Genomic DNA, 13997 nt, shown 5'->3' with positions numbered 1-13997 from the left:
TAAATATTTCATTATAGATTATTTTTTTAATTTAAATCTGGTTAGTTGTTAACACAATTAACCAGATTTAAATTAATAGGCACAACAAAAAAGTATATTTTGATATATTCTTAATTGTTAGATATCAAGCAAATATTTATAGAGGTAATCATGAAGCAATTGCCCTACAAATTTCTAGGTGTACAATTAAATGCACTTTCTATTCCTGAACTCAATTCATTAATTACAGAATCTATACAACAAAATAAAAAATGGATTATTGCCAATCACAATTTGCATAGCCTTTATATTTACCACCACAATCCGAAAATGCAAACCTTCTATGCCAAGGCTGACTACGCCCACATTGACGGTATGCCTTTGGTGTTTCTGGGAAAGCTGCTAGGTTTTCCACTTAAGCGAGAGCAAAGAGTTACTTATGCTGACTGGGTGTGGCCGCTCATGGCGGAAGCAGCTAATCAAGGTTGGCGTGTATTTTATTTGGGGTCTAAACCAGGAGTTGCAGAACGAGGAGCTAAAATATTACGCGAGAAGTTTCCAGGTTTAGAAATTGCTGTTCACCACGGTTATATAAATATACGTCAAGGAAGTCAGCAAAACCTTGAGACTATAGCTGCAATTAATACTTACCAACCTCATGTGTTGATGGTAGGAATGGGTATGCCACGTCAAGAATACTGGATTTTAGACAACATAGAGCATATTCATACCAACGCTATATTGACTGCTGGTGCTTGTATTGACTATGTAGCTGGAGCTATTCCGACTCCGCCTCGTTGGATGGGAAAAATGGGTTTGGAATGGTTGTATCGCCTATTAAGTGAGCCGAAAAGGCTTTGGAGACGTTACCTAGTAGAACCTTGGTTCGTAGCTGGGCTATTTTTACGGGAGATTGTCAATGCCAAATAGAAGATTAGTAACTAGACGACAAGCCTTATGGCTCAGTTTAGGTACTCTGACAAGCATAGGGGCGATCGCAACAGCTAAGGCTGGATACGAAAGTCACCAGATCCAATCGCTCGATAACTCAAAAAGAAACTTTAAACTAACTGCCTATACGCCTTTAAAAAAGCGTGCTTCGGCTAAAGGAATCATCTATGGAGCAGCAACGAGACGGGATCTTTTGGAATCAAATCCAAAATTAGTAAGTAGTTTTGTTCAACAGTGTGGAATTTTAGTCCCAGAATGGGAACTCAAGTGGAATTTTTTACGCCCTACTCCTAATAGATTTGACTTTACTGCTGGTGATTGGTTAGCTAAGTTTGCCCGCACTCATCGGATACTTTTTCGAGGACACACTTTAGTCTGGCATGAAGCTTTACCTGAATGGTTTGAGGAAGTTGTGAATCGCCAGAATGCAGAAAAATTTTTGGTAGAACACATTACGACCGTTACAAAACATTATGCCGGACAAATCCATTCTTGGGATGTGGTCAATGAAGCAATAAAAATAGATCACAAACGCTCTGACGGCTTGCGAAACTCACCTTGGCTACACTTTCTTGGACCAAATTACATAGAGCTTGCTTTTAGGATTGCTGCTGAAACAGATCCAAAAGCCATGCTTATCTATAACGATACCGGATTAGAATATGACACCCCCGAAGATGAAGCAAAAAGAGGTGCAATTTTGAAACTGCTAGAGCGTTTAAAGTCTAGAGGAACGCCAGTTCATGGTTTTGGTATTCAATCACATCTATATGGTCACGAAACTCGTTTCAATCCTAAAAAATTACGGAAATTTTTAGCTGATGTTGCAAGTCTTGATCTGAAAATTTTGGTTACTGAACTAGATGTAAGAGATCAAAATTTGCCCAAAGATTTAAAAATTCGCGATCGCATTGTGGCTGCTGCTTATGAAGACTATCTTTCAGTGGTTCTAGATGAAAAAGCTGTGATTGCAGTATTAAATTGGGGATTGAGTGATAGTCACACTTGGCTTGCACAATATGCTCCCCGCTCCGACGGTCTAGCAATAAGAGCTTTGCCATTTGACTCAAACCTCAAACCCAAGTTGGCATGGAATGCGATCGCAAGGGCATTTGATCGAGCATCGAAACGTTAAATCAAATCCAACTTTCAAAAATAGGACTTACGCAAAAGTTGCCAAAAAGCTTAATTGATCGTAGACGCGCTCATAGGCTTGCCGTAGGCTACCGCCAAGACGCCAAGAACGCCAAGAATTCGTAGAGTGTGCATAAGTCCTGAAAAATTTAAAGTTAGGTTCGACACAACAGGGCGATAAGTAGGTCTGTTCCTAGTTCCATTTGTTAAGTGAAAATTTCTAATTTTCTATTCAATCCAGAGTGGTCTAATCAATTATGAGGAGGAACAGCAGCTATGACTACTAAATCTTTTTTGCCAGTAGTTAGCTTCAAGCCAGACTTGCGCTGCGCAAAAGCTACGAGGATACAGAGAGGATTAGCTATTAGATTTTGGCGAGTAATAACACTCATTTCTCTTGATATTACTGCCCTCATTTCAGCATGGAGCTTAGCCATAATTTATGGAACACCACTAGATTCTCCTTGGACAGAAAAACCTTCTTTTATAATCCTAACCCTGGCTTTGGTAATCGTCATGATTGCCACAAAAGGTCTATACAAAGCAGGTATTCAACGTCGCAACTATCCGGGACTAATCAAAGCCGTAACTCTATCACAGGTATTACTTTTATTCATTGCTTTTCTCTACGAACCAAATCACTACGTCTCCCGCTCAACTTTTTTGATTTTTTGGTTGTCATCCTTGCTATTTATCTGTATCGGTCGTTATTTATTTGATGTTGCTACTAAATTATTGCGTAAAAAAGGAGCAATTCGTCATCCCATATTTTTAATTACAGAAAGAGAAGACAAAGAAAATCATGTCAGAATCATCGAAAAAGAAAATTGCTACACAATCCAAGGTATCGCTGACTCTAGCTGCTTGGATTTATGTAACCGAGAGTCAACTTTTGAATATCTGCGTGAGCAAGGAATCGTAGAGGCTTTTGTTTCTTGGAGTGCAATTAAAAATCGTTTATATGTTTGCTGGAATTTCCATACAGCTGGTATTACCTTGCGCATCCTACCAACTGACAGTGAAGTTCGTCATCCTAAATCTATTTTTTGGATGATTGGTGAAGTTCCCTGTATGACAATTCCAGCACCGATTATTACGGGTAGTGATTTTTGGGTAAAACGGTGTTTCGACCTTTGTTGTTCTGTAATTTTGCTGTTGCTGCTTTTTCCAATTTACGCGTTAATTGCCATATTAATTAAATTAGATTCTCCTGGCCCAGTCTTCTTTAGGCAAGAGCGCATTGGTTTACATAGCCGGAAATTCAAGATTTGGAAATTCCGGACAATGGTTACTAACGCAGAAAAGTTACAAGCAACTTTAGAAGCCAAGAATGAAATTAAAGATGGTGTTCTTTTTAAAATGAAGGATGATCCCCGCATTACCCGAGTTGGTAAATTCTTGCGTCGTTACAGTCTAGATGAATTACCGCAACTATTTAATGTTTTTCTTGGAGAAATGAGCCTTGTGGGCCCCCGGCCTCTTCCTATGAGAGATGTCGAAAAATTCAAAACCAAACACTTTATCCGACAAGAAGTTCTTCCCGGTATCACTGGGTTATGGCAAGTTTCTGGGCGCTCTGATATAGATAACTTTGAAGATGCCGTAAAATTAGACCTGACTTACATTGAAAATTGGTCACTTTGGCTTGATTTAAAGATTTTACTGCAAACTGTTAATGTCGTATTGCACAAGACTGGTGCTTACTAGAAAGCTTTATAGTTGCACTTCAACGCTTATTGTTAGCCATTGGTGAAGTATCAAATACAGCATTCTACTAGCTTTTCAGCAGTAATGAATCTTGTCGTGCTTTATCCACAAAAGCAGCATATTGACTGCGTGCGATCGCTGTCAAAGGCCCTTTCAGGCTGTATTTGATCATATTTACCCAGTGAGTGTACCCGCATTGCTACACCAAGATGTTTGTTTGTAAATTTACTTTAATCAAGTTCGGTATTTTCTCACACATAATTTCTGATTGGTATATAATCAGTCAAACAACTAAAGCAGCAATATATTTCTATGTTCGCTAAAAAATATTAGCTTACAATTTCAATTTCACCTTGAACCAGACAAAAACAGCATAGTCCAAAGCTTTAGAAGCTCTAAAGCTTGTTTAGTCTTCTATCGCTTAGCAAAAGCTATACATTTAATTTTTATGTAAAGACAAAAGTTGATGAAAAGTCGTAATAATTTTCAGAGAAACTATATTATTGATACGATTTTAAAATTATATAGTCAGCTTAAATATCTATTTAAGCTTTATGTTCTATCAAAACCTCTTGCAAAAGGAGTTATACCAGTCAGCATTGATAATGTTGATGTGTATTTTGGTAATGACAAAGAGATAAAGATTTATAAATTAGTTCATCAGCAAGAGATTCCTATTCAAGAAGCTAAGTGTCTGGAAGGTGATTTTTTAAGAGTTATTACTCCTTTTAAAGATGAAATTGAAGCAATAGTAATAGATACTACAAAACCAGGGTTTTTTTTGTAACAATCACATACTAGATCCAAATCTAAATGTGATATATGAGAGAGATATCAGCCTGAATGAACTCCCAATATACGGACGTGAATTATCTGTCCATTTTACAAAATTAGAAGGAACAGTTGCCTATTTATCAAATGGCTCTCCTCAAATTTATGGACACTGGTTTATATATACTTTACCTATGCTTGAGGTATATTGGAAGTTTATAGATAAACAAGAAATCGATTATTACTACGTAGGCGAAATCACAGATTTCAAAATAGAAACCTTCGCAGCACTCGGTATAAAAAAAGAAAGAATAGTTGATTTTCCCTGTCAAGCTGACAGAGCAATAACTTGTATAATTAACAGAAAAATACAAAATGGTGGTCATCAATATCCAAGCAGTTTAGGCTACAAACTAGCAAGAAATCTCTTTTTGCCTAAGGAAAATTATTCAAATAGTAAATATCCAAAACGTTTATATGTAAAACGTGGTCAGGTAAAACATCGGGCGGTAATCAATGATCATGAAGTTATAGAATATTTAGAGAATATAGGCTTTGAAGCATTATCAATGGATGGTCGAACAATCCAGGAAGAAGCTGAAATCTTTTACAACGCAGATGCAATAATTTCAGTTTGTGGTTCTGCTTTAACAAATCTTCTATTTATTAGAAAAGGTATAACAGTCATTGAAATTTTCCCTTTTGGTTATTTAGATGGTCATTTTTATGCTCTAGCAAATTATTCTAAAGCTAATTATTTCTATATGATAGGTGAAAAAATTCCAAATAATTCCACAATTCCGCATTTCTCAAATGTGAAAGTTAATATTAATAAGTTAGAAAGAATATGTAAATTAGCAAATTTAGTGTAGAAAGATAATTTCATAATTGGTTAGGCAAGAAAAAAGTCCTCAAAGGATATTAGACTTTTTGCAAAAGTCGAATTCACCCCCCTCAATCCCCCCTTGATCAGGGTGAAGAAATCTTGCTCCCTCCCCGCTTCGCTTAGGGACGGGGAGGGTTTCTTTTTATTTTTGCAAGAGGTCTATTTTAATATTTTTAAATTTAGTCAATTGAGCCTTGGGTAATATCAAGAACAATATCTAAGGTGATGTTTTTTTAGTGTCCTGTACAGTAATTGATTGTAGAAGATGGTTAAGACTGTAGTAGATGTCATTGTAACTCATTGGAGTGATCCAACAGACCCAAAAGCTTGGTCAGGAACCTCAAGCAATATAATTAAAAATCTGGAGAAATTAGGAGTGAATACCATTGGTATTTCTACAGGCTTTAATAAATATCAACAAAAATTTCTTGAGTTTATCCATCGAATGCGTGGTTTGGGTACTGATTACTTTGGAGGGCCTGTTTTTCGGAACCAATGTTCTAAAATTCTTCAAAGAAAAGTAAGGTATTTGGAATGTCAGAAAATTCTGCATATGGGACAGTTAGACCTTCCTGTAAATGAAATTCCAGGATTGGAACATTATTTACTTCTGGACACTACTTCTTATATATGGCATCAGTACGATACAAAACTTGCTAATCGTAATACTGAAAAAGGCCGTAAGGTGCATGAACAATTGGACATCCAAGCTTTTAGTCATGTCAAGCACTTCTTTCCTTTTTCTCAATATGTTAAAGATTCTCTGATCAACCACTACAATATCAATCCTGATCGGATTACAGTTGTTGGATCTGGTCTAGGAAATATACAACCATTTTATGGAGAGAAAGACTACACAAATGGTCAAATTCTCTTCGTTGCCTCTGGTAGATTTGAAGATAAAGGTGGACAGCTATTACTAGAAGGATTCAAACTTGCACAAAGGAAAAATCCTGAGATCAAACTAATCATCGTCGGACAGGAAAATCACAAGCATTTGAATGACTCAATTCCTAATCTGACAGTATATGGAGAGACGAGAGGAAAAAAACTGCAAGATTTATTTAATCAAGCGGCTTTATTTGCTATGCCATCTCTGAATGAGCCTTGGGGACTTGTTTATCTAGAAGCCTTAGCTTGTAAAACTCCTATTCTTGCTCTTAATAGAAATGCTTTACCTGAAATCACCCAAAATGGTAAATACGGCTTTTTAGTTGATGAAACAAAACCTAAAGCAATTGCAGATGCCATTTGTCATGCTTTCTCTGAACCTGATAAATTAAAGGCTATGGGAGAAGCAGGTCAAAAGTACTGCCTAGAAAACTTTTCCTGGGAGAAAACTGCCACCAAAATTGCTGATGTAATGTTAGGAGTTTCTTAATTAAGAAAAAATTTTGTTTTATTTCCCTAAGCTTCTTTGAAAAGGACAAGGTGGTTTCATCTGAACCCGTGTTTGCAAGTTTTAAGGTTGGGTAGGTGAAGAGAGATACAGAGCAAAAAAAAGGAGGGGAGGGGAAATCTTTTTTTGCTACTGCCGCTTCCAACAATTAATGAAGGAAGCTTTCTCTCCTCACAGCGCGACACAGGTAGCACGGTTATAGGGATAAACAGATACTAAATCAGTACATCCGTGTTAAAAATACCTCTTGTGACACTACTTAGAGCGAACACTAACATTGAACACTACTAGAACTGTTGTTCTTCTTCGTAGAAGAAAAACTCTGCTAAAAGTGTCAAGCCAATAATCCCAAGAAAGCACAAAATAGAAAAACCAATAATTACCGTCATTGTTATCACCTTTACCTTCTGTTAATGTTTTGTTAAAAGATTGATGAGAGTGAATTAATTTGCTGGCAAAAAGAATTTAAACTGCAAAAACTAAGAAAGTCAAAATTTCCAGGAAAGCGAATTGCTCCGCAGAGTCAATCCAAAGTCTCAAATCTAAAATCGTGACAACAACACATCTACTCCCGCACATCCACCTGTAATTGCAATCCGTCATTACCGTTAGTATTAGACTGGGCAGGTTGTAAGATCAGTTCTGAACCACTTGTCTGCGATCGCGGTTTGAGAATTCTCTGTAACTGCACAGGATTATTGATTTGTTGAGTGGTTTGAGCAGTATTAGTATTGTTGTTAATTTGGCCAACTAAATTTTGTCCTTGGTCAAAAAATATTGCAAAGTCATTCTCAGCTGTTCGATCAGTGATTCCAGTCAGTGAATCACCTGATAAGGTATATCCCTGTTGGTTAGAACTAGATGATTGAGCTTGAACTCTGGTAGATAAGCCAGTCACAGTTGCTGCAATCACCAAAACAGCAAGAATTCTATTCATTGTGTTTATCCAAACTCTATGTATATTTGTAATGCAGTTGTATTAGATAGTGCCTGAAACTTGTAGATGATTTTTAGCTCAATTCTAATACGACATATATATAAAACTGTATTTCTACATACTTATTTTATTAAGTTTGATTGTTTTTAAATAAATTTAATATCACACAATTTAGTCAACGAGTGGTAAAAATTAAAACTTGACACTAGTTTAAGAAAATGTGTGAGTAGGTGAAATTAGTAAAAACTGAAAATTAAAAATTAGAAGTTGCGTCAGCCAGAACGTCAAATAAGATACTTTTCTTAATGTATATCTGTTTTTTATTTACTCAATAAATTAATTCTTCTGTATCTAGATTGATTATTACCTCAGATATATATACTGCTAGTGACTCAATTTTTGCCTATTTACAGGAATAGAGACAATAATGCGCTAACGTTAGAAAGTAGATAAAGCTTTTCAAGCCTGCCCCTTGAAATTTGTCGAGGAGAAATACTGAGGTCGTAGGCAAGCTCGAGTGCAGGAATTCGCCATGTATGAACTGATTCAAACTGTTTTAAGTAGTGACGAAAAAACGATTCTACGTCAATTAATCTCTAAGTTGAGCGCCTCGGGTAAGCGTTATTTCCTGAGAAATGAAATTTTGCAAGCTTTTGCTGACTACTGTCACCAATTCCAAAAGCCTGCCTACTTTTTTCACTCTTCTTCTTTAGGAACACTAATTCACTACACTCATGAAATAATCTTGGAAGGAAATGATATTTGGTTGCTGGTACGGCCCAGGATAGGTAGTCAAGAAGTTTGGCGGTTGTTATCAGCAGATACGAGTAACTTTGAACTGCAAACACCACAAGCACTGCTTGATGTATGTGATCGCTTTGTCGACCGCTACCAATCTCCGATTCTCGAAATCAACTTTCATCCTTTTGATAGAGGTATTCCCTCCATCGATGACCCCAGAAACATTGGTCAAGGTCTAGCATTCCTCAATCGTTATCTGTGCAGTCAGGTATTGCACGATCGCGCCTACTGGTTAAATGTATTGTATGATACATTACATCGATTGGAATATAATCACAAACAGTTGCTGATTGGCGATCGCATCAAATCAGGCATACAACTCTACAAAGAAATTAAACAAGCCATCAAAATCATCGGTGAAAGACCACCTGAAGAACCCTACGAAAATTTTCACGAACAACTACAAGCCCTTGGCTTAGAACCAGGTTGGGGTAACACCGCCTCCCGAGTACGTGAAACTCTAGAACTATTTGATCGGCTGATTGAGACTCCAGAACCAGCAATCCTCGAAGCCTTCGTGGCTCGTATTCCCGCAGTTTTTCGCGTCGTCCTCGTTTCCATCCACGGCTGGATCGGTCAAGATGATTCTGTAGGTAGACCGGAAACTCTAGGTCAAGTCGTCTATGTGCTAGAACAAGCGCGGAGTTTAGAACATCAAATTCGTGAAGACATTAAATTAGCAGGACTCGATTCACTAGATATTCAACCGCAAGTAATTATTCTCACTCGCCTCATCCCCAACTGTGAAGGAACCCAGTGTAACTTGCGCCTGGAAAAAATAGAGGGAACAGAAAACGCCTGGATATTGCGTGTTCCTTTCCGAGAATTCAATCCGAAAGTCACCCAAAACTGGATTTCTAAATATGAGATTTGGCCATACCTAGAAACATTTGCTGTTGATGCTGAAAAAGAACTTTTGACCCAGTTAGGGGAACGTCCTGATTTAATAATTGGTAATTACAGCGATGGTAATTTAGTTGCCTTTTTGCTATCACGTAGCTTAAACGTGACGCAATGCAATGTCGCTCATTCTTTAGAAAAACCCAAACATTTATTTAGTAACCTCTACTGGCAAGAACTAGAGCAACAGTATCACTTTTCCGCCCAATTTACCGCTGATTTGATCAGCATGAATGCAGCGGACTTTATTATTACCTCGTCTTATCAAGAAATTGTTGGTACACCAGACACTCTTGGTCAATACGAGTCGTATAAAATATTTTCCATGCCTCAGCTATATCACGTAGTTGATGGCATTAACTTATTTAGTCCCAAGTTCAATTTGGTACCACCGGGAGCGGACGAAAATATCTTTTTCCCCTACAACCAAATAGAAAGACGTGACGAGAGTCTACGTAAAAAGGTTAACGAGCTACTTTTTAGTAGTTCAGATTCACAAATCTTTGGTCATTTAGATGACCCTAACAAACGGCCGATCTGTGCGATCGCTCATATCACCCCAGTGAAGAATCTTTCTGGTTTGGTAGAATGCTTTGGTAAAAGTCAGGCTTTGCAAAAGCAATGTAACCTGATTCTCGTAACCAATAAGTTGCATTTATCTGAAGCTACTAACTCAGAAGAAGCAACAGAACTGGAAAGAATCCACAGCTTTATTAATCAGTACAATCTTCAGGGCCAAATTCGCTGGGTAGGAATGCGCCTTCCTAAACCTGAACTCGGTGAAATTTACCGAGTAATAGCAGATCGTCAGGGTATTTTTGTCCATTTTGCCCGTTTTGAAGCCTTTGGCAGACCGATCCTGGAAGCCATGAGTTCTGGTTTACCAACATTTGCTACTGAATTTGGTGGTGCAGCAGAATTAATTGATGATGGAGAGTGTAAATTTCATATCAACCCTACAGACTTAGAAGGTACGACTAAAAAAATTCTGCAATTTCTAGACCAGTGCAATACTCATCCTGAACACTGGCACGAAATTTCAGAACGGGTTATCCAGCGAGTCCGTAACAAATATAATTGGCAAATGCATACCAAACAATTGTTATTACTCGCTAAAATTTATAGATTCTGGGACTTTTTGAATAAAGAAAACCGCGAAGCGTTACTACGCTACGTGGATACTTTATATCATCTGGTCTTTAAACCCAGAGCCGAAAAAATCTTAGAAGAGCATATGCAAAGATAGGGATCGGGCAGAAGGAGGACATATCAATTCAAAATTCCAAATTCATGTATTAGGAAGAGAGTAAGGGAGTATAAAACACGGAAGAAATTCTCCCTTATCTGGTTTGTCTTCCTTGTCCCCGATCCCCGATCCCCGATCCTCTAACCACCCCTCAGTCTCCTAAGTAACAGCAGCGACGATGGATACAACAGGACGTTACCAGCATCTCACCTATACAGATTGGACTGTCAGGGAAACCCAGCTTGAACCCGATCAGTTTCGCTACCGAGAAACAGTTTTTACCATCGGTAATGGTTATTTAGGAACACGGGGTAGCTTTGAAGAAGGCTATTCTCATGCCTTACCAGCTACCTTTATCCACGGTGTTTACGATGAAGTTCCGATTGTCTATACCGAACTAGCCAACTGTCCAGACTGGTTGCCATTTGCCATTATGATTGATGGCGATCGCTTCCGTCTGGAAAAAGGCGAGATATTAAGTTATGAGCGCAAGTTAGACTTGCGTCGGGGAATTCTCAACCGCAGCGTGCGTTGGCGCAGTCCCAATAGCAAGACAATAGACATTCACTTTGAAAGGTTTGCCAGCCTTGCAGACGAACACGTTCTTGTCCTGCGTTGTCAACTTACCCCAGTTGATTTTGCAGGTGCGATCGAGATACAAGCTAGTATTAATGGCTACCCAGAAAACCAGGGTTTTAACCACTGGGAATGGTTGGATCAAGGAAAGACAGAAGCAGGAGTATGGTTAAACCTCCGTACCCGTTCCTCCCGGATTCAACTTGGTATGGCTACTGGTATAAAAATATCCGGAGTAGAAGCTTCGCTGCAAGTCACTAGTCCCCCTGGTTATCCTACACTCAGTGCATCTTTCCTCGCTTCCCCTGGACAAACTGTGACAGTAGATAAATTAGTGACAGTTTTTACCTCTCAACATCAGGAAAACCCAGTCACAGCTGCTTGTGATAAACTCGCCCAATTGCCAGACTACTCATTCTTGTTAACTGCCCATACCCAAGCTTGGGAAGAAGTTTGGCAAAAAAGTGACATAGTGATTGAGGGAGATGTGACAGCCCAGTTAGCTGTGCGTTACAACCTCTTTCAGTTACTGATCGCTGCCCCGCGCAATAATGATAAAGTCAGTATCCCAGCTAAAACACTTTCGGGGTTTGGTTATCGCGGTCATATTTTCTGGGACACAGAAATTTTTATACTTCCTTTCTTTATCTACACCCAACCAGAACTAGCGCGTAATTTATTAACTTATCGCTATCACACCCTGCCCGGAGCGCGGCGCAAGGCAGTACATTACGGGTATAAAGGAGCAATGTATGCCTGGGAAAGTGCTGATAGTGGTGATGAAGTAACGCCTCGATGGTTGCCCCCTAACGATCCTTACGGTGAAGATATTCGGATTTGGTGTCGCGATCGCGAAATTCATATTAGTGCCGATGTGGCTTATGCCATATGGTACTACTGGCAGGCTACCAACGACGACGAGTGGATGCGGGACTACGGCGCTGAGATTATTCTCGATACAGCTGTATTCTGGGGTAGTCGGGTAGAATACAACACCAAACACGAACGATACGAAATTCGGGATGTGATTGGTGCTGACGAATATCATGAATTCGTCCACAACAACGCCTTTACCAACCGACTAGTGCAATGGCATCTAGAAAAAGCACTATATATCTATGACTGGCTACACAAAAATTTCCCTGACAAAGCCACAGAACTAGAAGATAAACTGCAACTAAGTGCCGGCAGGCGATCGCGTTGGAGTGATATCATTACCAACATCTGGATTCCCTACGACGAGTCAACCGGGCTAATTGAGCAATTTGAGGGATTTTTCCAATTGCAAGATATTAATCTGGAAGACTACGAACCACGCACTAAATCTATCCAAGCGATCTTAGGTATCGAGGAAGGCAACAAACGGCAGGTACTCAAGCAACCAGATGTGTTAATGCTATTGTACCTGATGCGACAATCACAGGAATCTCCCTACAACCCCCACACTTTGCAAGCCAACTGGGATTATTACGCACCCCGTACCGATATTAGTTATGGTTCCTCCCTCGGCCCAGCAATTCATGCCATCCTGGCCTCAGACTTGGGCAAAACAACAGAAGCCTACGAAAGATTTATGCAAGCAGCATTAGTCGATTTAGAAGATGTCCGGGGTAATGCCCCTGACGGAATTCATGGGGCTAGTGCTGGTGGCATTTGGCAAGCAGTGGTTTTAGGTTTTGGCGGTATTCAAATGGGAGACAGCGAACCCATAGCCAATCCTCACCTACCCCCTGGATGGACACGCCTGAAGTTCAAGTTAATGTGGCGCGGTAAATGGCACGAGTTTGACTTGGGAATTGGGGATCGGGTAACTCGGGTAGGGACAACGGGGATCGGGGACGAGACGATAAAGGAAGGGGAACAAGGGAGAGAAGGGGGATGGTTAACAACCAACCAACAACAACCAACCACCAACCACCAACCACCAACAACAATGTCACCAGATATCCGAGGCTTTATCTTTGACCTAGACGGCGTATTAACAGATACAGCCGAATACCATTATCTTGCTTGGCAAAAACTGGCAGATGAAGAAGGATTACCCTTCAGCCGTGAGGCTAACGAAGCTTTACGCGGTGTATCTCGTCGGGAATCACTTCTACGTATAGTGGGGGATAGAAAGTATTCAGAAGAACAACTGCAAGAGATGATGGATCGTAAGAATCGTTATTATGTAGAATCTATCCAAAACATCTCACCGCAGGATTTGTTACCTGGTGTAGTCACTTTACTTGATGAATTAAAGCAAGCAGGAATTAAAATTGCCCTTGGCTCAGCCAGTAAAAATGCTCGAACTGTGATCGAGAAACTGGGTATTGCTAACCGCATAGATGCGATCGCCGACGGTTATAGTGTGCAACGCCCCAAACCTGCCCCTGACCTATTTTTGTATGCTGCCAACCAGTTAGGACTTGAGCCATCCCAGTCTGTAGTTGTGGAAGATGCAGAAGCAGGCATTGAGGCAGCTTTAGCTGGTGGGATGTGGACAATCGGACTCGGCCCCGCTTCACGGGTTGGTGCTGCTCACATTGTCCTACCAAGTTTAGCAGGCGTTCATTGGAGTGATTTACACGCCAAGTTGAATGAATTGGGCATAGGGGATCGGGGATAGGGGATCGGGGATGGGGGATCGGGGATCAGGGACAAGGAGGACAAGGAAGAATTTCTCCCCACCTCCCCATTGCCCCTAATCCCCACCAGGGGCCGGTGA

9 protein-coding genes are annotated in these 13997 nt (G+C 39.8%); 8 read left to right on the top strand and 1 reads right to left on the bottom strand.

Annotated features, from left to right (window positions below):
• Positions 1 to 150: 150 nt before the first annotated feature.
• From UYI_RS0117740 to UYI_RS0117715, 6 genes are all read left to right on the top strand, one after another.
• Complete coding sequence (locus tag UYI_RS0117740) at positions 151 to 909, top strand: WecB/TagA/CpsF family glycosyltransferase (RefSeq protein ID WP_016867990.1); 759 nt, start codon at positions 151 to 153, stop codon at positions 907 to 909.
• Entirely contained in the window at positions 899 to 2065 is a 1167-nt protein-coding gene (locus UYI_RS0117735; RefSeq protein ID WP_016867989.1) for an endo-1,4-beta-xylanase, read from the top strand. Before UYI_RS0117740 ends, UYI_RS0117735 begins: the two co-directional genes overlap by 11 nt.
• A 275-nt stretch (positions 2066 to 2340) precedes the next feature.
• Positions 2341 to 3771: a sugar transferase gene (locus UYI_RS0117730; protein ID WP_016867988.1), complete on the top strand. Its 1431-nt coding sequence runs from the start codon at positions 2341 to 2343 to the stop codon at positions 3769 to 3771.
• A 466-nt stretch (positions 3772 to 4237) separates the two neighbouring features.
• A complete protein-coding gene (locus tag UYI_RS38340; RefSeq protein ID WP_016867986.1) occupies positions 4238 to 4558 on the top strand; it encodes a hypothetical protein in 321 nt (106 codons plus the stop codon).
• A gap of 28 nt (positions 4559 to 4586) precedes the next feature.
• Positions 4587 to 5414, top strand: a complete 828-nt coding sequence (locus tag UYI_RS32855; protein WP_016867985.1) for a glycosyltransferase family 61 protein — start codon at positions 4587 to 4589, stop codon at positions 5412 to 5414.
• A 279-nt stretch (positions 5415 to 5693) separates the two neighbouring features.
• Positions 5694 to 6809: a glycosyltransferase family 4 protein gene (locus tag UYI_RS0117715; protein WP_016867984.1), complete on the top strand. Its 1116-nt coding sequence runs from the start codon at positions 5694 to 5696 to the stop codon at positions 6807 to 6809.
• A gap of 583 nt (positions 6810 to 7392) precedes the next feature.
• Here the strand turns inward: UYI_RS0117715 and UYI_RS0117705 are convergent.
• Complete coding sequence (locus UYI_RS0117705; RefSeq protein ID WP_016867982.1) at positions 7393 to 7764, bottom strand: hypothetical protein; 372 nt, start codon at positions 7762 to 7764, stop codon at positions 7393 to 7395.
• A gap of 532 nt (positions 7765 to 8296) precedes the next feature.
• Here UYI_RS0117705 and UYI_RS0117700 point away from each other — a divergent pair.
• Positions 8297 to 10711, top strand: coding sequence for a sucrose synthase (locus UYI_RS0117700; RefSeq protein WP_016867981.1), 2415 nt, complete (start codon positions 8297 to 8299; stop codon positions 10709 to 10711).
• Positions 10712 to 10889: 178 nt separating this feature from the next.
• Positions 10890 to 13898, top strand: a complete 3009-nt coding sequence (pgmB, locus tag UYI_RS0117695; RefSeq protein ID WP_016867980.1) for a beta-phosphoglucomutase — start codon at positions 10890 to 10892, stop codon at positions 13896 to 13898.
• Positions 13899 to 13997 lie beyond the last annotated feature (99 nt).

Source organism: Fischerella muscicola PCC 7414, from assembly GCF_000317205.1.
Lineage (GTDB): Bacteria > Cyanobacteriota > Cyanobacteriia > Cyanobacteriales > Nostocaceae > Fischerella > Fischerella muscicola.
The sequence above is the reverse complement of the archived record's forward strand: the minus strand, read 5'-3'. Positions and strand labels throughout refer to the sequence as shown.